The following is a 26,198-nucleotide window of genomic DNA, read 5'->3' as shown; positions in this document are numbered from 1 at the left end:
TTGTGTTGCAGAAAAGCTCTCTTACTCGTTAATCATTCGTTTCACGGCAGTAGCATCATGACCCAACCTGTATTCAAACCCTGGTATCGCCAATTCTGGCCCTGGTTTATCATCGCCCTCCCCACTGCCGCCGTTGTCGGCAGCATCTCTACCGCCATCATTGCCAGCAAGGATGGGGTCAATCTGGTCGCCGAGGACTATTACAAACAAGGGAAAGAGATCAATCAGGATCTGAGCAAGTTCGATCGCTCCGAGGCCCTCAATATCCGCTTCGCCCTTGAGGTCAACAGCCATGAGCTGACCCTCAAGCCCGTCAGCGGTGACATCCCGCCGGGTCAGGCCCTCTATCTGTCGCTCTTCCACCCCACTCTGGCGGGGCTGGATAGCGAACACATGATCACTGCCGATGCGAGCGGCACCTATCGCCTCCACTTCGACAAACCGCTCACAGGTAAATGGCACATCCGGGTGGATGCGTTCAACCACGAGTGGCGCCTGCAAGAGACGGTACAACTGCCCACCCAGGTACCTGTCGAACTCGATCCGAAAGGACGCTAAGTCATGACCGGCTGTTCTCACTGTGGTGAGCTGGTTCTCGCCAGCAACCGTGCTGCTTGCATTCTGCATTTAGGGGAACATAAATCATGACCCCTTGCTTTCACTGTGGCGAGCCGGTTCCCGCCAATAGCGGCTATTCCCTCGAAATAAAGGGGATCGTCAGGCCCATGTGCTGCCCCGGCTGTCAGGCCGTGGCAGAGACCATCATGGAGTGCGGCCTTGCCAGCTATTACGACCACCGCACCGCCCCCGGCATCAAGGGGGAACTGGTGCCCGAGGAACTCGCTGCCCTCACCCACTACGATCTGGCGGAAGTGCAGCAGGAGTTTGTCACCGACAGCGGCACGGGTCGCGAGACAACGCGTGAAATCCAGCTGACGGTAGAGGGATTGACCTGCGCCGCCTGCGCCTGGCTTATCGAGCGCCATCTGATGACGTTAAGCGGTCTGCGCTACATCAACGTCAACACCACGACCCATCGCGCCCGTATCAAATGGGATCCGGCCCAGCTCTCCCTGAGCGACATTCTCAAGGGCTTCGCCAAGATTGGCTATCGCGCCTACCCCTTCCAGACCCATCAGCAGGAAGCCCTCTACGCCAAAGAGGTGCGCAGCTACATGTTCCGGCTGGCATTGGCGGGGCTGGGGTCGATGCAGGTGATGATGTGCGCCGTCGCGCTCTACATGGACCTCTTTATCAGCGTCGAAGATGAATTCATGGTCTACTTCAAGTGGATAAGCCTGCTGCTCTCCACCCCCATCATGATCTACTCGGCCCAACCCTTTTACATCAACGCCTGGCGCAGCCTGAAGCAGGGGCATCTGTCGATGGATGTCTCGGTATCGCTGGCACTGATCGGGGCGTTTATCGCCTCAATGTGGGCCACCGTGTTCAATACCGGTGAGGTCTACTACGACTCCATCACCATGTTTGTCTTCTTCCTGCTGCTCGGCCGTTTTCTTGAGCTGCGGGCCCGGCGCAAAGCCTCCGAATCAAGCTCCAACCTGGCTCGGCTGGTACCCATCATGGCGACCCTGATCGACCAGGATAGCGAGCGTGAAGTGGCAGCCAAGACCCTGCAAGTCGGCGATCGGGTGCGAGTACTGGCAGGGGCGACGCTGCCCGCGGATGGCGTCATCGTGGCGGGAGAGGCAAGCCTCAACGAGGCGATGCTGACTGGCGAGCAGCTGCCGCTGTTCAAGCAGTGCGGCGATCTGGTCTATGCCGGCACCATCAACACCGATGCGCCGCTGCAGATCCGGGTGACCCACCGCATCGAAGAGTCGCGCATCTCCCAGATCATGCGCCTGCAGGATCATGCCCTCGATGACAAACCGGCCATCGCCCAGATGGCGGATCAGCTGTCGCGCCACTTTATTCTGGTGCTGCTTATCATTGCCGCGGCGGTCTGGACCTTCTGGCACTTCCACCAACCGGAACAGGCATTCTGGATCGCGCTGGCCGTGCTGGTGGCTACCTGCCCCTGCGCGCTCTCGCTGGCAACACCGACCGCGCTGACCTCGGCGACCGCCAATCTGACCCGCAACGGCATCCTGCTGCGCCGTGGCCATGTGCTGGATATATTGACCAAGGCCAACCGGATCGTGATGGACAAGACTGGCACGCTCACCACCGGTGAGATCCGCCTGTCCGCAACCACTGCGCTCAGCACGCTCAATGCAGACGGCTGCTTGAGCATCGCACGGGCGCTGGAGGCCCAGTCCGAGCATCCCATCGCTCGCGCTTTCAGGCTACCCACCGATGAAGTGGCGCAGTTGCCGCAAGCAAGCGAGATCACACCAGTCATCGGTCACGGCATCACCGGGCTGGTAGACGGCGTGCGCTATCGTATCGGCAGCGCCAGTTGGCTTGGTATCGAGAGTGACGATAACGCCCAGCATGGTCTTGCCATCTACCTTGCCGACGAACAGCAACTCCTCGCCCGTTTCGATCTGGATGACACCTTGCGCCCGGATGCCAAAGCGTTGATCGACGCGTTCAAGGCTGCCGGTCTGCAGACGACTATTCTGACCGGTGACAGCTCTTCCCAGGCTGACGAGATTGCCCGAACCCTTGGGGTCGACGAGCTGGTCAAGGGGGTGACGCCGGATGGCAAGCTGGCGTATCTCAAAGCCCGTGAAGCAGAGGGCGAGATCAGCATCATGGTGGGTGATGGCATCAACGATGCCCCCGTGCTGGCCGGAGCGCATGCCTCCTTTGCCATGGCGGGCGGCACTGACCTGGCCAAAAACAGCGCCGATGCCATTCTGCTGGCCGATGATCTCAGTCGTCTGCTCGATGCCAGGAGGCTCGCGTTGCGCACCCGCAAGATCATCATCGAGAACTTTACCTGGTCCATCGGTTACAACCTGCTGGTACTGCCGCTGGCAGCCTGTGGTTGGCTGCCTCCCTATCTGGCAGCCGCGGGCATGTCGCTCAGTTCACTCATCGTGGTGACCAACTCGATGCGCCTCAATAGATAAACAAACTGCAAGAAAATAGCTGAAATAGTGGCCTGCCTCCGATGCAGGCCACATTTTTGACCGATAGCGGCTGGCCCTCCTCCCGAACGGGGTTACCATGGAGGACGCTTGCCACGGATGAATGCCAAGGTACCTCTCATGAACATAATTTTTGTCCTGATCCCCATCGCCATTCTCTTCGTCGTCATCGCCGGCGTGGTCTTTTTCTGGGCCATTCGCTCCGAACAATTTGAAGATCTCGATCGCCAGGGTTCCAACATCCTGTTCGATGAAGATGAACCCCAACAAAAAGTGGTAAAGCCCTCCTCCCATGACTCACAACCTTGATCTGCTTGGTGCCCTGCTGGTAGGACTGGCAGGCTCGGCTCACTGCATCGGCATGTGCGGTGGCGTCTCCGCCGCCCTCTCCATGGCCATCCCGGCCGACAAGCAGCACTTCAGCGGACGCCTTGGCTACCTGCTCAACTACAACCTGGGGCGGATCCTGAGCTATGTGCTGGCAGGCGCGCTGGTGGGCGGCCTGCTCGCCACCACCAGTGAACTGGGCGCAGGCAAACATGCCATCGAAGGGCTGCGTCTGGTAGCCGCATTGCTGATGATCGCCCTTGGTCTCTATCTGGCCGGCTGGTGGCAGGGGATCCTGCTGCTGGAGCGCCTCGGCGCCAAACTCTGGCCCCATATCAAACCCCTTGCCGGCAAGTTTCTCCCCTTCACCTCGCCGCTGCAGGCACTCCCCTTTGGCATGGTCTGGGGCTGGCTCCCCTGCGGGCTCGTCTACTCCATGCTGACCTGGAGCGCAGCTGCCGGCTCTGCCGCTGGTGGGGCACTGATCATGCTATTTTTTGGTCTTGGCACCCTGCCGACCTTGTTTGCATTGGGGGGCCTTGCCGATCGCCTCAGATACTGGTTAACCCTGCGCAGTTTGCGCCTTGGCGGCTCTCTGTTACTCATTTTGTTCGGGGTTCATACCCTGTGGGTTGGCATAGCTGCCTTTTGAAACCCTATCCAAAACGGATGAGTTGGTGGTAAACTTGTTTGATATAAATCAATTATTCGTATGAGCCTATGATCCCGGAAAAGAAACCTGGCAGACGTATCCAGAGCGGTGGCTGTGCAATTCATTGCCAGGATTGCAGCATCAGTCAGCTCTGTATCCCCTTCACCCTGAACGACAACGAGCTTGATCAGCTCGATAGCATCATCGAGCGCAAAAAGCCGATCCAGAAGGGTGAGGAGCTGTTCAAGGCTGGTGATGAGTTCAAGTCGCTCTACGCCATTCGTTCCGGGACCATCAAGTCCTACACCATCACCGAACAGGGCGATGAGCAGATCACCGCTTTCCACCTGGCTGGTGACCTGGTCGGGTTTGACGCCATCAACAAGCAAGCTCACCCCTCCTTCGCTCAGGCGCTGGAAACGGCCATGGTGTGCGAGATCCCCTTTGAAGTGCTGGATGATCTCTCCGGCAAGATGCCCAAACTGCGCCAGCAGATCATGCGCCTGATGAGCAGCGAAATCATGGGCGATCAGGAGATGATCCTGCTGCTCTCCAAGAAGAATGCCGAAGAACGCCTCGCAGCCTTCCTGCACAACCTCTCGGTGCGCTTCTCCGAACGCGGCTTCTCTGCCAAAGAGTTCCGTCTGGCCATGACCCGTGGCGATATCGGCAACTATCTGGGTCTGACCGTCGAGACCATCAGCCGTCTGCTCGGCCGCTTCCAGAAGTCCGGTCTCATCAGCGTCAAAGGCAAATACATTACCGTGCTGGACCAGGTCGCGCTGGGCATGATGGCCGGAGCTACCCGTCCGCCCTGCGGCTGATTTTTCCCCTTACAACCCCGCTTTTATTCCGCTTTCCCGGCCGGATCCTTTCCTCTGGAATGTGATCCGGTACGTTCCAGCCCCCCTCCTCCTGCGCTAAGCTGTAATGACTAAGATTCTGCCGTCATTGGACTTTTCCAAGGAGGAGAAGATGGTCAAATATCAGAATATTCTGGTAGTTATCAATCCAGAAGAGGAGCGCCAAATCGCCCTCGAACGGGCCGTCAAGATCGCCGAGCTGGACGACAATGCCCGCCTGACCCTGCTGCTCACCATCTATGACTTCTCGTATGAAATGACCGCCATGCTCTCCGTCGAGGAGCGCGAAGAGATGCGTAACGGCGTCATCTCCCAACGGCGAGAGTGGCTGGACGAAATCCTCACCCCCTACCGCTCGCAAGGGATCGCTTGCGAAGTCAAAGTGATCTGGCACAACCGCCCCTTCGAATCCGTCATTCAGGAGGTGCTGGAGCAACGTCACGATCTGGTGGTCAAGGCCACCCACCATCACAGCTTCCTGCAAACCTTCATCTTTACGCCGACCGACTGGCATCTGCTGCGCAAATGTCCCTGTCCGGTGCTGCTGGTAAAAGAGGGGCACTGGAAACGGGGCGGCAATATCATCGCCGCCATCAACTGCTCCAGCGACGATCCGGATCAGAAGCTGCTCAACGAGCGGATCACCCAGGAAGGTGGCGATATCGCCGAGCTGCTCGGCTCGAGCCTCTATCTGGTCAACACCTATCCGGGAACCCCGGTCAATGTGGCCATCGAGCTGCCGGAGTTTGATCCCAACGCCTACAACGAGGCTATCCGCAAACACCACGAGACCCTGCTGCTGAGCCATGCCGACAAGTTCGGTATCGGCCATCTCTGGACCCGGGTAGCGGAAGGGTTGCCGGAAGAGGTGCTGCCGGACATGGCTGAAGAGCTGGATGCCAATCTGATGATCATGGGCTGCGTCGGCCGCACCGGCCTTTCGGCTGCCTTGCTCGGCAATACCGCCGAGCATGTGATCGACCGCCTCTCCTGCGACCTGCTGATCCTCAAACCGGCCGACTACAGCTGCCCGGTCGACAGCCGTCGCAATCAATCATAAGGTGCCTGGCACCTTGCCCTCCCCCGGGACATGGCTATAATAACGCGCTTATTTGTGTCCCGGGTTTTACGAGCATGCTAGAAGAGCTGAACGCCAAAGAAAAATACAGTTTCAACAAACTGCAAAAGCGCCTGCGGCGCAACGTAGGTCAGGCCATTGCCGACTTCAACATGATTGAAGAGGGCGACAAGGTCATGGTCTGCCTCTCCGGCGGCAAGGACAGCTTCGGTATGCTCGACATACTGATGAGCCTCAAAGCCAGTGCCCCCATCCATTTCGATCTGGTTGCCGTCAACCTGGATCAGAAGCAGCCCGGTTTCCCCGAGCACGTGCTGCCCGAGTATCTGGACTCCCTCGGCATCGAGTACAAGATTGTCGAAGAGGATACCTACTCCATCGTCAAGGAGAAGGTACCGGAAGGTAAAACTACCTGCTCCCTCTGCTCACGACTGCGCCGCGGTATTCTCTACCGCACAGCTCAGGAGTTGGGTTGCACCAAGATTGCCCTTGGCCACCACCGCGACGACATCCTCGAGACCCTGTTCCTCAACATGTTCTACGGTGGCAAGCTCAAGTCCATGCCGCCCAAGCTGGTGAGCGACGATGGCAAGAACGTGGTGATCCGCCCGCTGGCCTACTGCAAAGAGAAGGATCTGATCCGCTACGCCGATGTCAAAGCCTTCCCCATCATTCCGTGCAACCTGTGCGGCTCGCAGGAGAATCTGCAGCGTCAGGCCATCAAGCAGATGATGCAGGATTGGGATCGCCGCTTCCCGGGTCGCATCGAGACCATGTTCACCGCCATTCAGGACGTGATCCCGAGCCACCTGCTCGACCACAAGCTGTTTGACTTCAAGAGCATCAACCGCGACTCCGGCATCATCGATGGTGGCGACAAGGCCTTTGATCCGCCCGAGATGCCAAAAGCACCGCTGCTGGACATCGACGAGATGGACATGCTGGATGTAATTGAAGTGCGCTAAACCGCGCTCACAGGGCAAACGCCACACAATAAAAAAGGAGCGATAATCGCTCCTTTTTTGCTTTCATGACCTGCCTGCTACGAATGTAACAGCACCGTTGGCATCAGCCTTTGTGCAGCCAGGGGGTCAGTCGCAACACCTCGCCCTGCAGACGCAAGGTACCACCCGCAAATGCACTCAGCTGCGCATTGCTCAAGAGCAACTGGCCATGCTGCCACGCAACGGGCTCCTGCCGGGCCCCATCGACAAGGTAGGCAGTCCCCTGCGGCTCGACCAGCGCGATCCGGATACCCTCCATCTTCGGCAAGAAGTACTTGCCGACCATGCCAGCCATCTTGTCCAGCAGCTGCTGCATCTGCTGCTGACGTTTGGCAAGCTCAGCCAGTGGCATGTCGGGAACGGCCGGCGCATCGGCCATCACCTGCACCGTCATATCGCAGGTCGCGTGCGGCTCTTTCAGGGTGACCGCAACCACCGCCTTGTCGAGATTGAGGTCGTCATCGAACGGCAGACGCAGCTCGCTGTCGATCGTTACCTCCCCCTTCACATCCTTGTCCTGTGTCGAGACCCGGGCAGAGTCGAGCGCACAGCGCTTGCCATTTTGCGGATCGGTCAGATAAAACCCCAGTCTGGCATGGCCAAACTCGCCCTTGGCGAAGGTCTTCATCTGGCTGTAGAAGGCGCCATATTGCAGCTCCAGCACAGGTTGCCCAGCCATCGCCAGTGTCGGCAGCAACAGGCTGGCCAGCAGGGTACGACGTACGGTAGAGATCACTCCATATCGACAGGTCATTCAGCGTCCTTTTGCATCATGCATTGAAATGGTTGGGTCCTTCAGCCACCTCGTTAACCTCTACCGCCACCCCGCAGAGATCCCGATAGAGGATCCCCTTGCAGTTGAAGTAGAGTGGTGCCACCCAGATAAGACCCAACCCCATCGGGATCAGGGCCACAAAGAAGAGTGCAGCCATCACTCCGTGAAACAGCAGCAGGCTCGGCCAGCCGCGCAAGAAGATCTTGAGCGAGACCACAATGGCCTGCGGCGGCGTCATGCCGCGCTCCAGCACCAGCGGCACGGTAAAGAGCAGCCCCATGCCAATCAGTGCGGAAGGGATAAACGAGAACATCACCGGCAACCCAATCAGCTCGAACAGCGGGCCAAACAGGCTGGTGAGCAGACTGCCGAGCAGACTCAGCATGCCAAGGCGCACAAAGTGGCGGAAGAAATCGAACACCTGGCTCGCCCGGGCCCGCACGCCAACCGACTGCTGCAAACCGAGCATGTCGAGGGCACTGGTCATGGGGGCCATGATGACGGTGATCAGCAGGCTCAGGACCATCGCCACATTCATCTGGCTGTCATCGCCGATATAGGGCACCAGCACCATGTTGCTGAGCAGGATCCAGATCGCCGTGACGCCGACAATCGCCAGCAGCAGGCCAAATCCGGTACGGCGGGTCTGTTGCCACCCCTCTTGAATGACCCCTTTCAGGTCCAGGCGATAACCCTTGTTCAAAGATTGCTCGAGCGAGCCGCCAATACGCATTCTGTTACTCAATTGACTATCCAACATCGAAAACGACCAAATCAGGTGGCACATTATAGCGACTTGGCCTGCTATTCGTAGTCGTTTTTCCTGACCACTTGCGGCCAAAAAGCCTTTAATTTCATGGATTGGCTGCATAGAATGCGGCCCTCTTTCAACATGATGGCCACTGGCTGGGGTGAGACTGGCGGATGATGAACAATCCACAGGTAATTGTCGCGCTGAACAAGATCAGCAAACTTTATGACGGCAAGGCGATATTGAGCGACCTTGACCTTGAGATCTATGACGGTGAGTTTCTCACCCTGCTGGGCCCCTCCGGCTGCGGCAAGACCACCTTGCTGCGCCTCTTGGCCGGGCTCGAATCGGTCGATGGTGGCACCATCCATCTGGCCGGTGACGAGATCACCCATATCCCCGCCGAACACAGGCACATCAACACCGTGTTCCAGAGCTATGCGCTCTTCCCCCATATGACGGTGTTTGAAAACGTCGCCTTTGGCCTCGAGATGCAGAAAGTACCGGCCAGCGAGATCCGCCAGCGGGTCGAGGAGACCCTCGCCATGGTGCAGCTCACCGAGCTGGCCAACCGACGCCCGGATCAGCTCTCCGGCGGCCAGCAGCAACGGGTCGCCATTGCCCGCGCCGTGGTCAACAAGCCCCGCCTGCTGCTGCTCGATGAATCCCTCTCGGCGCTCGACTACAAGCTGCGCAAGCAGATGCAGAGCGAGCTCAAGGCGCTGCAGCGTCGCCTTGGCATCACCTTTGTCTTCGTTACCCATGATCAGGAAGAGGCGCTCACCATGTCTGATCGCATCCTGGTGATGGAGGGCGGCAAGATCATCCAGCGCGGCACTCCGCGCGATATCTACGAATCGCCAGCCAATCTGTTCGTGGCCCGCTTTATCGGCGAGATCAACGTGATGGATGGCAAGCTGATCAGCCAGCGCGAGCCCGGTATCTGGCAGGCCGAGGTAGAGGGGCGTGAATGCCTGCTTCATACCGCCTTGCCATTCCAGCCAAACGACAAGGTGCTGGTGCTGCTGCGCCCGGAAGATCTGCGCATTCTCGATCAGGATGACGACCAGAGCGGTGCGCTGCGGGGCAACATCCGCGAGCGAAACTACAAGGGGGCGACGCTGGATTCGGTGATCGAGCTCGAAAGTGGCAAACAGCTGCTTATCTCCGAGTTCTTCGACGAGGATGACCCCGACTTTGACTACCGTCTCGGTCAAGAGGTGGCGATCCACTGGGTCGACAGCTGGGAGGTGGTGCTGCCCTATGAGCCTCACTAATCTGCGGGTAGCGCACAGCTTTGCCCACAATGGCTTTCGCAACGGGGCCATCGCGCTGATCCTGGGCTGGCTGACGCTGTTTGTCTTCCTGCCCAACCTTATGATCATCGGCGTTAGCTTCCTGACCCGTGACGAGTCCGAGCTTATCGCGCCGCTCTTTACCCTGAGCAACTATGGCCGCCTGCTGGACCCCCTCTATTTCGAGGTGCTGCTCCACTCCCTCTGGCTGGCGCTGCTCGCCACAGCCATCTGCCTGCTGGTGGGCTACCCCTTTGCCTGGCTGTTGGCCCATCTTCCAACACGCATCCGCCCGCTGCTGCTGTTTCTGGTGGTGGTGCCGTTCTGGACCAACTCCCTGATCCGCACCTATGCGCTGAAAGTGCTGCTCGGCACCCGGGGACTGATCAATGGCTGGCTGCTGGATCTGGGGCTTATCGAGCGGCCGCTGCAGATGATGTATACCGAGGTGGCCGTCATCATCGGGCTGGTCTATGTGCTGCTCCCCTTTATGGTGCTGCCGCTCTACTCCAGCATCGAGAAGCTGGATGGCCGTTTGCTGGAGGCGGCGCGGGATCTCGGCGCCAACGGCTGGCAGCGGCTGGTGCGGATCATCCTGCCCCTCACCCTGCCCGGCATCATCGCCGGTTGTCTGCTGGTGTTCCTGCCCGCCATGGGGATGTTCTACGTCTCCGACTTGCTGGGGGGCGCCAAGCACCTGCTGATCGGTAACCTGATCAAGACCCAATTCCTCAACAGCCGTGACTGGCCCTTTGGCGCCGCCATCAGCGTGATGCTGACGGTACTGATGGCGCTGTTGGTCTACTGCTACTGGCGGGCGGGCAAGCTGCTCAGCAAGAAGGGGGAGCTGGCATGATGCGCGCACTGAAGGCTCTGTTCTTGCTGCTGGTGTTTGGCTATCTCTATGTGCCCATCGGAGTGCTGATCGCCAACTCCTTCAACCTGTCGAAATATGGCATCGACTGGCGCGGCTTTACCCTGGGCTGGTATGAGAAGCTGTTTGCCAGCGCCAGCCTGATGCAGGCGGCCCAGCACTCCCTGACCATCGCCGCCCTCACCGCCACCGCAGCCACCCTGATCGGCACCCTCACCGCCGTGGCACTGTTTCGCTACCGCTTTCGCGGCAAGCAGTACGTGAGCGGCATGCTGTTCGTGGTGATGATGTCCCCCGATATCGTGATGGCCATTTCGCTCCTGACCCTGTTTGTGGTGACCGGCATTGCGCTGGGCTTCTGGTCGCTGCTGATCGCCCACATCACCTTCTGCCTGCCGTTCGTGGTGATCACCGTCTACTCGCGGCTGTGTGGCTTCGATGTGCGGATGCTGGAAGCCGCGCGGGATCTGGGGGCTGGCGAGTGGATCATCCTGCGCCGCATCATACTGCCGCTGGCCCTGCCGGCGGTGATGGCAGGCTGGCTGCTCTCCTTTACCCTGTCGCTGGATGACGTGGTGGTGAGCTCCTTTGTTACCGGCCCGGCGTACGAGATCCTGCCGCTCAAGATCTACTCCATGGTCAAGGTGGGGGTCTCCCCCGAGGTCAACGCCCTGGCCACCCTGATGCTGGTCGCCTCCCTCGGGATGGTGCTGCTGGCGCAACTGTTACTGCGTAAACGGCAGGGTTGACCCTGCCCGTTTCGTCCCCGCCACCTTTGGCGAACTCTGTCACGGTGGGCCGCAAGGCCCCATAACCCCAAGGAGTTGTTGATGACAATCCAACACAAGGCCGGCGCCCTGCTGGCAGCCGCCCTCACCCTCACCACCCCGCTGCTGAGCCAGAGCGCTCACGCGGCCGACGACAAGGTGGTCTACTTCTACAACTGGTCGGAATATGTGCCGGACGGCCTGCTGGAGCAGTTCCAGCAAGAGACCGGCATCAAGGTGATCTACTCCACCTACGAATCCAACGAGACCCTCTACGCCAAGCTGAAAACCCATGGCGACGGCTATGACGTGGTGGTGCCGAGCACCTACTTCATCTCGAAAATGGCCAAAGAGGGGATGCTGCAGCCGCTGGATCGCGCCCAGCTGCCCAACTTCAAGCACCTCGACCCTACCCTGCTCAACCACGAGTACGACCCGGACAACCGCTACTCCATCCCCTATATCTGGGGCGCAACCGGGATCGGCACCAACACCGACATCATCGAGCAACCGGTGACCAGCTGGAAGCAGCTCTGGGCACCGGAGTGGAAAGAGAGCCTGCTGCTGATGGACGATGCCCGCGAGGTGTTCCATATCGCGCTGGTGCAGCTGGGCTACAGCCCCAACACCCGGGACAAGGCACAAATTGCCGAAGCGTTCGAATACCTGAAAAAGCTGATGCCCAACGTCAAGGCGTTCAACTCCGACAACCCGGCCGACCCCTTTATCGCCGGTGAGGTCAATATCGGCATGCTGTGGAACGGCTCGGCCTACGGCACCCAGCGCGAATACCCCTCCATCCAGATGACCTACCCCGAAGAAGGCGCCGTGCTCTGGATGGACAACCTCGCCATCCCGGCCAAGGCCAAGCATGTGAAAGAGGCCCACGCCCTGATCAACTTCCTGATGCGCCCCGATGTGGCCGCCAAAGTAGCCGAGGCGATTGGCTACCCCACTCCGGTCAAGGATGCCATTCCCCTGCTCACCCCGGCGTTTCGCAACAACCCCATGGTCTTCCCGAGCGACGAGATCAAGCGCAAGGGGGAGTTCCAGTCCGATGTGGGGGATGCCTCCCGCCTCTACGAGCAGTACTTCCTGCAGCTTAAAGCCATGGTGGCCAAAGCCGATTAATTCTGTGCTTTTTCATCGCCCCTCTGGGGTGTAGATTGGTTGAGGGGGCAAAATTTGCCCCCTCTCTTTTTTCATGACCGCTCGTGGTACTACGAGAAACACGTTTTTCACTTGTACCGCGGGTGGCCTGAGCCAATCAGGAGTATTCATGTCCGATCTGACCCTCTACTTCGCTCCCGGCACTTGTGCCATGGCCGTGCAGATTGCCCTGCTGGAAGCGAATGCCCCGTTCCAACCCCGTCTCGTCAACCTCGCCGCAGGGGAGCAGCGTGACCCCGCATACCTCGCCATCAACCCCAAAGGGCGGGTGCCAGCCCTTGTCACCGAGCAGGGCACCCTGACCGAGACCCCGGCCCTGCTGCTCTATGTGGCGCAGCGCTTCCCCGCAGCCAAACTGGCACCGCTGGACAACCCGTTCCTGCTGGCCCGCATGCAGGAGGTCAACAGCTTCCTCGCCTCCACCGTGCATGTCTCCCACGCCCACGGTCGCCGTGGCAGCCGCTGGGCCGATGACGAACAGGCCATTGTCGCCATGCAGCAGAAAGTCGCCAGCAATATGCGCGATGGCTTTGCCCAGATCGAGCAGCACTATCTGGCAGGCCCCTGGGTACTCGGCGAGCAGTTCAGCGTGGCGGACATCTATCTGTTCGTGGTCGCGGGCTGGCTGAAAAGCGATGGGGTCGAGATCAGTGAATTCCCCAAAGTGGCCGATCATTATCGCCGAATGCTGACCCGTCCGGCCGTCAACAAAGCCCTCGCCAACTAAGTAAAAAATCAATAGAAAGGGTGCCGAGGCTCTGCTGGCACCCTTCTTTCTCTTTCCTCCCCCGCCTTTGAGATCGTTTTCACATTTCCGTGGTTTTGCCGTGGCCCTTCCATCCTAAAAAGCCTATCTTTGCGCCATAACGCAACCGGTTGCGTAACCGGTTGCCTGATAAGAAACTGCGATGGCGAAAGCCTGATGAGGTGCTGTATGAAACGAGGCGTACTGCTCAATGCTCCCCTGAGTGCTCTGGTGGCACAGATGGGCCACACCGACGAGATCACCGTCTGCGATGCAGGCTTGCCCATTCCGGCAGGGCCGGAGCGGATCGATCTGGCGTTGATGGCGGGCACCCCCAGCCTCGAAACCGTACTGACCGCCCTGCTCACCGACCTGGTGGTGGAGAAGGTGATCATGGCAACCGAGATCAAGCAGATCAGCCCCGCCGCCCACCAGGCACTGGTCGATCAGCTTGAGGCCCACGCCGCCGCCCAGGGCAAGTCCATCGCCATCGAATACTGCCTGCACGAGGAGTTCAAAACCCGCTCCCGCCAGAGCAAGGCGATCGTGCGCAGCGGCGAGGTGACTCCCTACGCCAACCTGATCCTCTGCGCCGGTGTGGCGTTTTAAGCCTCTTCAAGGAAGCTGCAAATGAGCACAACCTCCCCCCTCTCCCCCATTCTGGAGCTGACCGGGATCGTCAAGACCTTCCCCGGTGTGCGCGCCCTCGACGAAGCGGGTCTGCGGGTCTATCCGGGCCAGGTGATGGCCCTGCTCGGTGAAAATGGCGCTGGCAAATCCACCCTGATGAAGGTGCTGACCGGCATCTATCAGGCCGATGCGGGCAGCGTCAGCTATCGCGGTCAACCGGTTCACTTCAAGGGGCCGCGCGACTCTCAGGATCAGGGGATCAGCATCATCCATCAGGAGCTGAACCTGCTGCCGGAGTTGTCTATTGCCGCCAACATCTTCCTCGGTCGCGAACCGCGCACCCGTTTTGGCAGCATTGACCACAAACAGCTGCGCGAGCGGGCGAGCGGCCTGCTGGCGCGACTTGGTGTCAAACACGGGCCGGATACCCGACTCGGGGATCTCTCCATCGGCGAACAGCAGATGGTGGAGATTGCCAAGGCGCTGTCGTTCGATGCCAGCGTCATCATCATGGACGAACCCACCGATGCGTTGACCGATACCGAGACAGAGCAGCTGTTTGCGGTTATCCGCGAGCTGCGTGAGCAGGGTTGCGGCATCGTCTATATCTCCCACCGCCTCAAGGAGATCTTCGAGATCTGCGATCGGGTCACCGTGCTGCGCGATGGCAAGTGGATTGGCGAGAAGGCGGTGAGCGATCTGGATGAAGACAGGATCATCGAGATGATGGTAGGCCGTCGGCTGGAAGAGCAGTATCCGCGCCTTGAACGCGAGCTCGGCCCCGTCAGCCTGCAGGTGAAAGAGCTGGCCGGCCCTGGCGTGCGCGGGGTGAGCTTCTCCCTGCGTCAGGGGGAAATTCTGGGCTTCAGCGGCCTGATGGGCTCCGGTCGTACCGAGCTGATGAAGCTGATCTACGGCGCCAGCCCCGTCAGCGCCGGTGACATTACGGTGGATGGCCACGCGCTGGTGCCAACCAGTCCGGCCGATGGTCTGGCCGCCGGTATCGCCTATATCTCCGAAGATCGCAAAGGTGATGGACTGGTGCTGGAGCTGTCGGTGCGCGAAAACATGAGTCTGTGCGCCCTCGACGAGTTCATCAGCAACGGCAAGATCGACGGCAAGGCCGAACGGCAGGCGGTGAGCGACTATGTGCGCCTCTTCAACATCAAGACCCCGAGTCAGGATCAGCTGATAAAGCTGCTCTCCGGCGGCAACCAGCAGAAGGTGGCCATCGCCAAGGGGCTGTTAACCCGGCCCAAGGTGCTGATCCTCGACGAGCCGACCCGCGGCGTCGACGTGGGGGCGAAAAAGGAAATTTATCAGCTGATCAACCAGTTCAAGAAGGAGGGGATGAGCATCATTCTGGTCTCCTCCGAGATGCCGGAAGTGCTCGGCATGAGCGATCGCATCATGGTGATGCACGAAGGGCGCATCAGCGCAGAGTTCAACACCCGCGATGCCAATCAGGAGAAGCTGATGGCGGCGGCAGTCGGTAAACAGTGGCAAGCAGAGCAAGAGGCAGCACAATGACAACCCAAACCCTTCCCCGCCGCGGCATCATGAACAAGGCCTGGTGGATCGAGAACAAATCCCTGGTCGCCCTGCTGGTGCTGATTGGTGTCGTCTCCGCGCTCAATCCCAACTTCTTCAGCGTCGACAACCTGCTCAACATCCTGCGCCAGACCTCGGTCAACGCCATCATGGCGGTCGGCATGACGCTGGTTATCCTCACCGCCGGCATCGATCTGTCGGTTGGCTCTGTGCTGGCCCTGTGCGGTGCGCTGGCGGCGACTATGGTAGCGATGGAGCTGCCCATCTGGCTGGTGGTGCCCCTCACCCTGGGTGCCGGCGCCCTGCTTGGCGGCGTCAGCGGCCTCATCATTGCCAAGGGCAAGGTGCAGGCATTTATCGCCACCCTGGTCACCATGACCGCTCTGCGCGGCATCACCATGGTCTATACCGAGGGTCGCCCCATCTCCACCGGTTTCAGTGACGGCGCCGATCACTTTGCCTGGCTCGGTACCGGCTATCTGCTCGGTCTGCCGGTGCCCATCTGGCTGATGGCCATCGTCTTTCTGCTGGCCTGGTTCATGCTCAATCACACCCGCCTCGGTCGCTACATCTACGCCTTGGGCGGCAACGAATCGGCCACCCGTCTCTCTGGCATCAATGTGGATCGGGTGAAGCTGGCGGTGTATGGTCTGTGCGGCGCGCTCTCGGCACTGGCAGGGCTTATCGTCACCTCCCGTCTCTCCTCTGCCCAGCCGACCGCCGGCATGGGTTACGAGCTGGACGCCATCGCCGCCGTGGTGCTGGGTGGTACCAGCCTGATGGGCGGCAAGGGCCGCATCATGGGCACCCTGATTGGTGCGCTGATCATCGGCTTCCTGAACAACGCCCTCAACCTGCTTGATGTCAGCTCCTATTACCAGATGATCGCCAAGGCCAGCGTGATCTTGCTTGCCGTGATGGTCGACAACAAAAGTACCCGATAACAACGTAAAACACGCCACACACAAGGAATGAAATGATGAAAAAGCTCAATACCCTGCTCGCTGCCGCCATCATGTCCGTGCTGGGCACCGCCCAGGCTGCTGACCATACCCTGGCGATGGTGGTCTCCACCCTCAACAACCCCTTCTTCGTCACCATGAAGGAAGGTGCCGAAGCCAAGGCCAAGGAGCTTGGCTACGAGCTGGTGGTGCTGGACTCCCAGAATGACCCGGCCAAAGAGCTCTCCAACATGGAAGATCTCACCGTGCGCAAGGTCAACGCCATCCTGATCAACCCCACCGACTCCGAAGCGGTGGGCAACGCCATCCGTCTGGCCAACCGCGCCAACATCCCGGTACTGACTCTGGACCGCGGCGCCGCGCAGGGTGAGGTCAAGGCCCATATCGCCTCCGACAACGTGGCGGGCGGCAAGCTGGCCGGTGACTTCATCACCGAAAAACTGGGTACCGGTGCTAAGGTCATTCAGCTGGAAGGGATTGCAGGTACCTCCGCCGCCCGTGACCGTGGCGAAGGTTTTGCCCTGGCCGTGGCAGCCAACAAGCTGCAGGTGCTGGCTTCCCAGCCGGCCGACTTTGACCGCACCAAGGGTCTGAACGTCATGGAAAACCTGCTGGCGGCCCATCCGACCGTACAGGCCGTGTTCGCCCAGAACGACGAGATGGCGCTGGGTGCCATCCGCGCGGTGCAGGCTGCCGGCAAAGAGGTGATGATCGTCGGCTTCGACGGCACTGACGATGGCAAAGCCGCCGTGGCCAAGGGTAAACTGGCCGCCACCGTGGCCCAGCAACCGGCCCTGATCGGTGCCATCGGCGTCGAGACTGCCGACAAGGTACTGAAAGGCCAGCCGGTCGAGAAATCCATTCCGGTACCGCTGCAAGTGGTCAGCAAGTAAGTGATCGAGGGGAGGTTCGCCTCCCCTTTTCCCTCTCGTTCAGGTGCCTCCCGGCTTGGGCTCACTCAATCACTGTGTTCAAGCCAAGATGCATCAGGAGTAGTCAACATGAATCGTCTCGTCGTTCTGGGCAGTGTCAATGCAGACCACGTGCTGCGCGTTCCCCACTTTCCTCGCCCAGGTGAAACCCTGACCGGTCACAGCTATCAGGTGGTACCGGGTGGCAAGGGGGCCAATCAGGCGGTTGCTGCCGCCCGCCTTGGCGCCCCAGTCTCCTTTATCGCCCGCATCGGTGATGACGCCATTGGCCACCAGATGAAGAGCGGTTTTGCCAAAGACGGTATTGACGTGAGCGCCGTCGAGCTCGATCCCAAGCTCCCGACAGGTATCGCCATCATCTATGTGAGCGATGAGGGAGAGAACAGCATAGGTATCTCTGCCGAAGCGAACGGTGCCATCACCCCTGCCGTGGTGAAAAACCACGAAGCGATGATCGCCGCCGCCCACACCCTGCTGTTGCAGCTGGAAGTGCCGCTGGAGAGCGTCCATGAAGCTGCACGCCTGGCCCGCGCCCACGGTACCCGGGTGGTGCTCAACCCCGCCCCCGCCCGCCCGCTCTCCGCTGAGCTATTGGCACTGGTCGACCTTATCACCCCCAACCAGACCGAGGCCGAGCTTTTGACCGGCGTAAAAGTCACCGACGAAGCGAGCGCCCGCGAGGCGGCCGCCCGTTTCCACCAGATGGGCATTGCGGACGTGATGATCACTCTGGGGTCGCAGGGGGTCTATTGCAGCAACGCCCAGCAGCAACAGCTGATCCCGGGCTTTCGGGTCAAGGCGGTGGATACCACTGCCGCGGGCGATACCTTCAACGGCGCCCTGCTGGCGGCGGAACTGGCGGGTGCCGATTTCCACAGCGCGGTGCGCTTTGCCCACGGGGCGGCGGCGCTCTCCGTCACCCGATCCGGCGCCCAGAGCTCCATCCCGAGCAAGCAGGAGGTCGACACCTTCCTGCTTGAGCAGACTGCGCAGGGGCACTGATGGCCAATATCAAGGAGGTGGCGGCGCTGGCGGGGGTGTCGACCACCACAGTCTCCCACGTCATCAACGAGACGCGCTTCGTCGCCGAGGAGACCCGCGAGCGGGTCTTTGCGGCCATGCGCGAGCTCAACTATGCCCCGAGTCTGGTGGCCCGCAGCCTCAAGGTGAAGGAGACCAACAGTATCGGCATGCTGGTCACCACCTCCAGCAACCCCTTCTTTGCCGAGGTGGTGCGCGGGGTGGAGCGTTACTGCTTCGAGCAGGGCTACAACCTGATGCTGGGCAACACCGAGGGGCAAGCCGAGACGGCCCTCTCCTACCTCAAGATGATGCTGCGCAAGCGGGTCGATGGCCTGCTCATCATGTGCAGCGAAGGACAGCAAGAGGTGTTCAACCAGCTCGACTGGCTCAAGAGCCTGCCTGTGGTGGTGATGGATTGGGGGCTGGTCAGCGAGGATGTGGATCTTATCGCCGACAACTCCTTCCACGGCGGTTATCTGGCGACCCGCCATCTGATTGAGCTGGGCCACACCGCCATCGGTTGCATCACCGGCCCCCACAGCCGCGCCCCCGCCAACCAGCGCCAAGCTGGCTTCGAGCTGGCGTTGCAGGAGGCAGGTCTCACGATCAATCAAGAGTGGATCCAGGAGGGTGATTTTGACTGCGCCAGCGGCCATCAGGCGATGACCCGTCTACTGGCATTGCCCGAGCGTCCCACCGCCCTCTTTGTCTGCAACGACATGATGGCGATGGGGGCCATCAGCGCCGCCCATCAGGCGGGGCTGGTGATCCCGCGCGATCTCTCCATCGTCGGCTACGACAATGTGGCGCTGGCCGAATTTATGTCGCCGCCGCTCACTACCGTCAACCAGCCCAAAGAGGAGCTGGGACGCCTCGCCGTCACCCGCCTGCTGGCCCGCATAAACGGCGAAGCGGTGGCTGACCACCTGATCACGGTTGACCCCGACCTGGTGATCAGACAATCCTGCGCCCCCGGCCGTCGGCGCAAAAGTAGATAACAACAAAAAAGGCGACTCATAGTCGCCTTTCTCTTTGCCGCCGCCTCTAGCGGTCGCGCATCTCCATCCAATTGTGCCCCTCGATCTGCTTGGGCTGATGGATGCCACACACTTCAAGCAACTCATCCACGTAGGCCGGCACCAGCAGGGAGGCGGGCCCGTAGCGTTTTTCATCGAACTGGCTGCCCACCTCGCTCGGCTCGAGATTGAGCTCTATGGTGTGAGCACCATTCAACCCCGCCTCGTGCACAAAACCGGCAGCCGGATAGACAGCCCCCGAAGTGCCGATGGAGATAAAGAGATCACACTGGGCCAGCGCACTGTAGATGCGATCAAGCCCGATCGGCATCTCGCCAAACCAGACCACGTGGGGGCGCAGCGGCTGGGGAAACTGGCAGCAGGAGCAGAGTTCCTCCTGATGAAGCTCGCCACGCCACTCGATCACCTGACCGGACTCGGGACAGCGGGCCTTGAGCAGTTCGCCATGCATGTGGATAAGGTTCTTGCTCCCTGCACTCTCGTGCAGGTTGTCGATATTCTGGGTCACCAGAGTCACGGTGCCGGGAAAAAGACGCTCGAGGCGAGCTAGCGCATAGTGGGCGGGATTGGGATGTACCTGAGGTTGCTGGAGCTGTTTGCGGCGGGAGTTGTAAAAGCGCTGCACCAGTTCCGGATCTCTGGCATACCCTTCCGGCGTTGCCACATCCTCGACGCGGTGCTCCTCCCACAAACCGTCGCAGGCGCGGAAGGTCTTGATCCCCGACTCGGCAGAGATCCCCGCTCCGGTGAGGATCACGATATTTTTGATTGTCTGCCCCATAACATGCTCCGTCTCTCCCTGCGCATTAGGTGTGACCTTAGCACAGGGTAAAAAGTGGCTCTATTCGCCCTTGGTCTTAGTAATGCCGTGGACAACCTCTGCAGGCAGCCACTCGTCCAGCACGCTCAAATCGAGGCGCGCAAAAACCATCTCGCGACCAGTCACCAGAGTCAGCGGCAGCCCCAACCGCTTGAGCATCAGCAACATGGGGCGGTTCTGGGCCAGCACTTCGGCCGTCCACTCGGCAATCCCCCCGGCTCTGGCCAGCAGCGCCAATGCCAGCAAGATCCGCCGTCCCGCACCACGATGCTGAAAGTGATCCGCCACGATACAGGAAAACTCAGCCCGATCAGGATGAAGGCGGCGACGAATGGATTGGGCCTGTGCCAGCGGACGTCCCGCCATATCCGTCAGCAACAGGGCAATCTGCTGCTCCGGGTTGTAGTCGAGAAAGTGTGATACCAGCTCTGGCGAGGGGGTTCTCTTGGCCCGCATAAAGCGCAGATAAATGCTCTGGGCGCTGAGATCCTCATAGGCGGCCAGCATCTGCGCCGGCTCGACCCCGAGCTGCTCGCGCAGCAGACAGGCTTCCCCGGAGAGATTCATCTCAATCGGCAGTGCCGAGCGGGCCACCGGATAAGGCCACCCCTCCAGCCCTTTGGCCAGACGCTCCCGCTGCATGGGCCAGCAGAGATAGCGGGGCATAGGCTACCAGCGCCCCGCGATACCGCGCTCTTGCCACATCTCGACATCAAGCAGGTTGTAGGGGTCATCCAGATAGATGTCGACTCCGAGTTCCCGCACCCGCGCCATAAAGCGGCCAAGCAGCGAATCAGCGCTCAACGACTCGATATCGGAGAGCATCCCCTGCCCCAGCAGCAAGGATTGCAGCGGCAGCCGCTCCAGCAGATCGAACGGCAGATGCTGGTTGTTGTCGAGCAGGAGCGCCAGCTTGCTCCCCGCCAGACTGGCCTGCAGCACCAGCGCAAAACGATCAGGATTGCTGAGCAGGTGATCACGGCGATGGATAAGCAGCGTCAGCTCGGACGGAGTTCGCGACTGCTCCGCCAGCCACTCCTTGAGCCGCTCCCAACGAGGTGGCAAGCCGCTTACGGCCAGCCAGACAGGTGCTGAAGTGGTGGGGCTAGAGAGCAGGCCCAGTTGTCCCAATACCTGACCCTGCCAGGTCGTGATGGTGCGGCGCTGACCGCTCAGTCGGCGCTGGCGCAGCGGGCCAAGATAGAGACCGCGCAGCAACCTGAGCAGTTCGTCGCAATCGAGCGGTTTGGCCAGCGCAGCCAGAATATTGAAGCCGGCATCGTGCAGCAGGCGACGAGCACCGTCGATCAGGGTCTGCTCATGGGCAGAGAGCAAAATGATCGGCAGTCCGTCTGACTGCAACTGTGGCTGGCCCATCAGCAGGCTGATGGCATCCTGATCCACCAGACTGAGATCGCAGATGAGCAGACGAGTGCTCCCCTCACCCAGCGCAGCAAGGCAGGCTTGCTCATCCTGCACCCAGTGACAGGTCAGCCCCAGTCCGGCGATGGTTTGCTGCAACTGCATCCCCTGAAACGGGTGATCTTCCAGCAGCAGGATCCGGCTGGCAGCAAGCCAGTTGCTCCACGCCTGATAGCTGGACAGCAGGCCCCCTTGCCAATCCTCTTCGATGGCGTAGATACCGTTATGCAGCTGAAGCTGGGGAAAGTAATCCGCCGTACGGTGCGAGTCGGGATCATAGAGCGCGATGGCCCCCGCCGAGAAGAGCCCCTCCCACTGCCAGCAGGCATCAGGCTGGGTGCGGTGCAGCGCCACATAATTTGGCAGCGTCGCCTGCTTGGCCATCTCGTAAGAGGCGCAATCGAGAGCATAGAGCGCAATAGGACGAAAACCGGCCAACCCGGGATCTTCCGAGTTAAGCAGCGCCAGCAGTTCTTCATCAGTGATGATCATCTTCAGCCCTCTTGGTCAAATGCTGGCTGACCCCATCCAGCGCCCGGGTTAACCTGACAGCCAATTCGCTGTGCTTCGATTGCTGCCACTCGTCAATAACAGTGACGATGGCGGTTGCTCCTACCATTCTGGCGGCCCCTTTCAATTTGTGTAAAGCGGCATTCACCCCTTGCTCATCCTTATTTGCCAGACACTGCTCCAGAGCCGCCAGATCGGCTCTGGTTGTATCCAGATAGAGCTGTGCCAGCTCTTTTGAGAGCAGCGATGAAGCTGCTGCAGGCTCGGCAATCCTCCCCTCTTTCTTGCCAAGCTGGTGCAGCATGGCGGCCAGCTCCCTTAACGCGACAGGCTTGTCGAGATGCCCGTTGCAACCGCACGATTGCAGTTCGATAGCCGCCTGTTCACTGAGATCTGCAGTGATCACATAGGCAGGCAGATTGCGCCAGCGAGGCGAGCCACGCAGCTTGCGGCAGAGATCGGCGCCATTCATAACCGGCATCTGCAGATCGGTCAACACCAGATCTACCTCGTGATCGGCCAGTACATCGAGTGCCAGCTGGCCATTGGCAGCGGTCAGCACCTCGGCCCCCAGCTGTCCCAGCTGTAGCTTGATCAGCTCCCGATTGACATCGTGATCTTCTACCAGCAGCACCCGCATGCCAAGACCGGGGCGGGTTGCCGAAGAGGGCTCTGTGACATCCAGCCTGGGTTGCAACAGATTGATGACGGTACCGGGCACCCAGGGTTCCCCCTGCCACTCCCAGTAATAGAATCCCTTCTCATCGACCTGAGCCTGCAACCTGTGGTTTGCCGTGCCAGATACCTCAACCCCGAATCTTGCCAACCAGGGAGCGAGTTGCTTCACCTCATCAGGTGGCAGTGAGAGCGCCAGCTCTCGCACCTTGGGCTGCCAATGATGTGCCTGTTTGAGCAGTTTGAGCGGCAACTCGCAGAAGAAGCGGCTGCCGCCTCCCGCTCTGGGTTCGACATCTATAAGCCCCCCCATCTGCTCGATAAGCTGCTTGCAGATGGCAAGCCCGAGGCCGGTCCCCGGCGCCCTCAGCTGCCCCGCCACCGCGAACTGTTCAAACGGCATGAAGAGGGTTGGTCGCATCTCGTCGGTAATACCCGGCCCCTGATCGTCCACGCCAAAACGCAGGGTCGAGCCCACGCTCTCGGCCCAGAGCACCACCTCGCCACGATGGCTGAACTTGATCGCATTGGAGAGCAGGTTGTGCAGTACCTGCTGGATGCGATGGGGATCGAGGGTCTGCAAGGCGGGCATCGCCGGATCAAGCTGCAAACGCAATTGCAGCTGCTTGGCTCTGGCTTTGGTCCAGTGCACCGCCGCCACGTGTTCGCACAGCTCGGTGAAATCGGTCGGCTGGGGCGAGAGCGACAATTTGCTGTTCTCATTGCGGCTGAAATCGAGCACATCGTTGAGCAGGCCGAGCAACTCGTCCCCGGCCTGACGGATCCGGGCCAGCGCCGAGCCCTGCTCCTGGGAGAGCGGGGTGCTGGCGAGCCACTCCAGCAGGCCGAGAATGGCGTTCATCGGAGTGCGGATCTCGTGGCTGATGGCCGCCAGAAAACGTCCCTTGGCCTGCACAGCCTGCTGTGCCTCTTCATGAGAGAGTTGCAAAGCCTGCTCCTGTTCAACCCGCGCCGTCACATCCTGCATGACCGCATAGATGCGCCACCCCTGTGGTTGGCTGCGACCACGCCCCGAGAGCTGCAACCAGCGCAGACCCTGCTCGGGATGGTGATAGCGCAGGGTACAGACGAAGGGCTTGCCCTCATGCAGCATGGCGAACATGGTACTGCGCGCCAGTTGCAAATCTTCGCGCTCCAGCAGGTCAAGCACCCGAGTCGGTTCACGGCGGATCTGCTGGCTGGCCAGCCCCAACAACTCGTAACAGCCACGGCTGATGAACTCGATGGTGCCCACGCTCTCTTGAAGCAGGAGGAATTGCAGCACCACCCCGGGCACGGTATTGGTCAATGCACGCAGCCGCCGCTCAGCCTGACGCAGGATGCGGGCCTGCTGGCGCAGGGCGCTGATATCGGACAAGGCGATAAGATCGGTCGCTGGCGCCTGCTTCTCCAGCCGCAGCGGATGCTGGACATAGGCAAACACCTGCTCGCCAAGGCTCAGCTCCCCTTCGCTCTTTTGTGATTGCACTTCGGGCAACAGCAGTTCCGTGCCGTAACGCAGTGAAAGCCGGTGCCCCTGCTTGTTGGATTTGATCACCCTTCCCTGTTCATTACGCAAATAGACGGGAACAGGAAGGGCCTGAAACATGGTTTCGCGCAGCTCACTTTCGATCGCCAGCGCTTTTTCAGCCGCCTGCCGCTGGGCGACCTCGCGGGCCAGTTGCTGACGCGAGCGCCAGATCACCCCGATCACGATACCACTGATCAGCAGCGCCAGCGCGATGGAGCAAAACCAGGCACCATAACTGACTCCGGATTGCTGCATCACCACCAGACGGCGCCAACGCTGGTTAAGTTCGTCGATCTGGGTATTGGTCAGGGCCATCAGGTTTCTGTCTATCACGCCAGCCAGCTCGGTCTGATCCTTGCGAATGGCAAAGCCGAGTCCGAATCTGTCATCCAGCTCCTTGATCTGAAGCCCTTCCAGCAGATGGGTACGCTGCGGATATTGCAACTGGTACAGCTCGCTTAACATGGCGTCAGCCTTGCCTTGCTGCAGCAACGTGATGCCCTGGCTCAGGTCATCGGTGCGGATCCACTCTTGCTCACCCAGCTGTGCCAACAGAGAGGGATCGTAGAGCGATTCCGGTACCAGGATCCGCTGTTTGCCAATCTGGGAGAATTTGTCTGCGCTGATGGCGTGCTTGCTGATCAGAGCAAAACGGTTGATGGAGATCATCCGGCTGAAAGTAAAGTCATCGGCGAGCTCGGGAGACTCCGGCAAACCGGCCATCATGTCGGCCTCACCGCTGCGCAGCTTCTCTATCGCCTCGGCCTTGGTGGCTGCCGGCACCAGCATATATTTGAGGCCACTCTCCTGAGTTACCCAGTTCAGGATATCTGCGCTCCACCCTTTTGCTTCGCCCTGATCGTTGACGCCACTGTAGGGCATCAGCTGCGGGTTCATCACCAGACGCACGACCCGCCTTCTGCCAGAAAGCCAGGCCTGTTCGGCGTCATTGAAATGCAGCCGGTTGATATAGAGCGCCCCCTGATCCATGTAGCGGCTCAGGTCGGTATAGAGGGTACCGGCGGGCATATAGCGAATGAGGGTATCGACAAACTTGGCCAGCTCGGGATCGTTGCGCATCATCAGGCGATAGCTGACCACCCGCTCATCACCCAGCAGACGGCGCAGACGCAGGCCATCGGCAGGATATTCGCGCATCAGGTAGCGCAGCTGGAGATAGTCTCCCAGATAGGCGGAGTTCTTCTCCCCCTCAAGAGCTGAATAGATACTCTCCCCTCTCCTCAGGGTTCTGAGCTCAGCCCCCGGATGCAATTCACGCAAAATTGCGCGGGTATCTGTGGCAGAAGAGACCAGAAACGTTGCCTGACGAAGATCGCCCCGATAGAGAATGGCCGCATCCGTCTCCATCATGGGACGGCTTACCAACAGGCCGGTCTCCTCTCTACCCAGGGTCCCGATATGGGGGATAATGTCGCATGCACCACGCTGCAAGGCGGCGCGGGCAGCCTGCCAGTCGGCCATCTCGGAGAGCTTCACTGGCACAGGCAACATATCGGCAAGACGGAGCAGGCGATCTTTTAGCAAGCCACCATCAGGGGTGACATAGGGCGGGGGAAGTGCAGCGGGGTAGCACACCTTGAGCTCTTTGATGGAGCGAAGGTAAGCCTGGGTTGCCGGATCGAGGGGAAGCATCATGGCCTGCAGTGGCATGGCCAGCATGGCTCCCAGCAATAATAGAGATTTTTTTATCATCGATAAGTAAAAGCCAGGCATTTGCCTGGCTT

Annotated in this window: 24 protein-coding genes; 18 read left to right on the top strand and 6 right to left on the bottom strand. The window is 60.1% G+C overall.

Going from position 1 to position 26,198, the window contains the following annotated elements:
* The first annotated feature begins 57 nt into the window (after positions 1-57).
* From BS300_RS00720 to ttcA, 7 genes are all read left to right on the top strand, one after another.
* The gene (locus tag BS300_RS00720; RefSeq protein WP_071910079.1) at positions 58-558 is read left to right on the top strand and encodes a FixH family protein; all 501 of its coding nucleotides are present in this window, start codon (positions 58-60) and stop codon (positions 556-558) included.
* 86 nt (positions 559-644) lie between these two features.
* Positions 645-3,041, top strand: a complete 2,397-nt coding sequence (locus BS300_RS00715) for a heavy metal translocating P-type ATPase (protein ID WP_071910077.1) — start codon at positions 645-647, stop codon at positions 3,039-3,041.
* Positions 3,042-3,179: 138 nt separating this feature from the next.
* Positions 3,180-3,368, top strand: coding sequence for a cbb3-type cytochrome oxidase assembly protein CcoS (ccoS, locus tag BS300_RS00710; protein WP_043850927.1), 189 nt, complete (start codon positions 3,180-3,182; stop codon positions 3,366-3,368).
* Positions 3,352-4,038 (top strand): sulfite exporter TauE/SafE family protein, encoded by a 687-nt coding sequence (locus tag BS300_RS00705; protein WP_071910075.1) that lies wholly within the window; start codon positions 3,352-3,354, stop codon positions 4,036-4,038. Before ccoS ends, BS300_RS00705 begins: the two co-directional genes overlap by 17 nt.
* Positions 4,039-4,106: 68 nt before the next feature.
* Positions 4,107-4,862, top strand: coding sequence for an FNR family transcription factor (locus BS300_RS00700; protein WP_033113524.1), 756 nt, complete (start codon positions 4,107-4,109; stop codon positions 4,860-4,862).
* Between the two features lie 151 nt (positions 4,863-5,013).
* Positions 5,014-5,961 carry a universal stress protein UspE gene (gene uspE / locus BS300_RS00695; RefSeq protein ID WP_042031012.1) on the top strand — a complete coding sequence of 316 codons (948 nt, stop codon included), beginning with the start codon at positions 5,014-5,016 and terminating at the stop codon, positions 5,959-5,961.
* Between the two features lie 74 nt (positions 5,962-6,035).
* Positions 6,036-6,944 (top strand): tRNA 2-thiocytidine(32) synthetase TtcA, encoded by a 909-nt coding sequence (gene ttcA / locus BS300_RS00690; RefSeq protein ID WP_005336634.1) that lies wholly within the window; start codon positions 6,036-6,038, stop codon positions 6,942-6,944.
* Positions 6,945-7,047: 103 nt separating this feature from the next.
* On the opposite strand, the gene BS300_RS00685 is transcribed toward ttcA, so the two are convergent.
* Positions 7,048-7,737, bottom strand: a complete 690-nt coding sequence (locus tag BS300_RS00685) for a DUF2987 domain-containing protein (RefSeq protein WP_071910072.1) — start codon at positions 7,735-7,737, stop codon at positions 7,048-7,050.
* Between the two features lie 16 nt (positions 7,738-7,753).
* On the bottom strand, positions 7,754-8,491 hold the full coding sequence (locus BS300_RS00680) for a hypothetical protein (RefSeq protein ID WP_071910070.1): 738 nt from the start codon (positions 8,489-8,491) through the stop codon (positions 7,754-7,756).
* A 191-nt stretch (positions 8,492-8,682) separates the two neighbouring features.
* Between BS300_RS00680 and potA the strand changes: the two genes are divergently transcribed.
* From potA to BS300_RS00625, 11 genes are all read left to right on the top strand, one after another.
* Positions 8,683-9,786: a spermidine/putrescine ABC transporter ATP-binding protein PotA gene (gene potA, locus BS300_RS00675; protein ID WP_083593311.1), complete on the top strand. Its 1,104-nt coding sequence runs from the start codon at positions 8,683-8,685 to the stop codon at positions 9,784-9,786.
* Positions 9,773-10,660 carry a spermidine/putrescine ABC transporter permease PotB gene (gene potB, locus BS300_RS00670; protein WP_071910068.1) on the top strand — a complete coding sequence of 296 codons (888 nt, stop codon included), beginning with the start codon at positions 9,773-9,775 and terminating at the stop codon, positions 10,658-10,660. Before potA ends, potB begins: the two co-directional genes overlap by 14 nt.
* Positions 10,657-11,427, top strand: a complete 771-nt coding sequence (potC, locus tag BS300_RS00665) for a spermidine/putrescine ABC transporter permease PotC (RefSeq protein WP_005336644.1) — start codon at positions 10,657-10,659, stop codon at positions 11,425-11,427. Before potB ends, potC begins: the two co-directional genes overlap by 4 nt.
* An 81-nt stretch (positions 11,428-11,508) precedes the next feature.
* The gene (locus BS300_RS00660) at positions 11,509-12,576 is read left to right on the top strand and encodes an extracellular solute-binding protein (protein ID WP_083593309.1); all 1,068 of its coding nucleotides are present in this window, start codon (positions 11,509-11,511) and stop codon (positions 12,574-12,576) included.
* 148 nt (positions 12,577-12,724) lie between these two features.
* Positions 12,725-13,342, top strand: a complete 618-nt coding sequence (locus BS300_RS00655) for a glutathione S-transferase family protein (protein ID WP_071910066.1) — start codon at positions 12,725-12,727, stop codon at positions 13,340-13,342.
* Positions 13,343-13,549: 207 nt separating this feature from the next.
* Positions 13,550-13,969: a D-ribose pyranase gene (gene rbsD / locus BS300_RS00650; RefSeq protein ID WP_071910064.1), complete on the top strand. Its 420-nt coding sequence runs from the start codon at positions 13,550-13,552 to the stop codon at positions 13,967-13,969.
* Between the two features lie 21 nt (positions 13,970-13,990).
* Positions 13,991-15,520: a ribose ABC transporter ATP-binding protein RbsA gene (gene rbsA / locus BS300_RS00645; RefSeq protein WP_071910062.1), complete on the top strand. Its 1,530-nt coding sequence runs from the start codon at positions 13,991-13,993 to the stop codon at positions 15,518-15,520.
* Positions 15,517-16,485 (top strand): ribose ABC transporter permease, encoded by a 969-nt coding sequence (gene rbsC / locus BS300_RS00640; RefSeq protein ID WP_041207818.1) that lies wholly within the window; start codon positions 15,517-15,519, stop codon positions 16,483-16,485. Before rbsA ends, rbsC begins: the two co-directional genes overlap by 4 nt.
* A gap of 35 nt (positions 16,486-16,520) precedes the next feature.
* Positions 16,521-17,396: a ribose ABC transporter substrate-binding protein RbsB gene (gene rbsB / locus BS300_RS00635; RefSeq protein WP_041207819.1), complete on the top strand. Its 876-nt coding sequence runs from the start codon at positions 16,521-16,523 to the stop codon at positions 17,394-17,396.
* Positions 17,397-17,504: 108 nt separating this feature from the next.
* Positions 17,505-18,437 (top strand): ribokinase, encoded by a 933-nt coding sequence (rbsK, locus tag BS300_RS00630; protein WP_071910060.1) that lies wholly within the window; start codon positions 17,505-17,507, stop codon positions 18,435-18,437.
* The gene (locus BS300_RS00625; RefSeq protein WP_071910058.1) at positions 18,437-19,456 is read left to right on the top strand and encodes a substrate-binding domain-containing protein; all 1,020 of its coding nucleotides are present in this window, start codon (positions 18,437-18,439) and stop codon (positions 19,454-19,456) included. The genes rbsK and BS300_RS00625 overlap by 1 nt, the downstream gene beginning before the upstream one ends.
* A gap of 46 nt (positions 19,457-19,502) precedes the next feature.
* Here the strand turns inward: BS300_RS00625 and cobB are convergent, their stop codons facing one another.
* Genes cobB through BS300_RS00605 form a run of 4 tightly spaced genes read right to left on the bottom strand, consistent with a single transcriptional unit; the run spans position 19,503 to position 26,187 of the window.
* Positions 19,503-20,276: a Sir2 family NAD+-dependent deacetylase gene (cobB, locus tag BS300_RS00620; protein WP_043851104.1), complete on the bottom strand. Its 774-nt coding sequence runs from the start codon at positions 20,274-20,276 to the stop codon at positions 19,503-19,505.
* A gap of 60 nt (positions 20,277-20,336) precedes the next feature.
* Positions 20,337-20,981, bottom strand: a complete 645-nt coding sequence (locus tag BS300_RS00615) for a GNAT family N-acetyltransferase (RefSeq protein ID WP_071910055.1) — start codon at positions 20,979-20,981, stop codon at positions 20,337-20,339.
* Positions 20,982-20,984: 3 nt separating this feature from the next.
* Positions 20,985-22,229, bottom strand: a complete 1,245-nt coding sequence (locus tag BS300_RS00610; RefSeq protein ID WP_042031024.1) for a response regulator — start codon at positions 22,227-22,229, stop codon at positions 20,985-20,987.
* Positions 22,216-26,187, bottom strand: coding sequence for a transporter substrate-binding domain-containing protein (locus tag BS300_RS00605; RefSeq protein WP_083593307.1), 3,972 nt, complete (start codon positions 26,185-26,187; stop codon positions 22,216-22,218). Before BS300_RS00605 ends, BS300_RS00610 begins: the two co-directional genes overlap by 14 nt.
* Positions 26,188-26,198 lie beyond the last annotated feature (11 nt).

The organism is Aeromonas sp. SCS5 (assembly GCF_001887375.1).
Taxonomy (GTDB): Bacteria; Pseudomonadota; Gammaproteobacteria; order Enterobacterales; family Aeromonadaceae; genus Aeromonas; species Aeromonas jandaei.
This window is presented reverse-complemented; position numbering and strand designations above follow the sequence as displayed.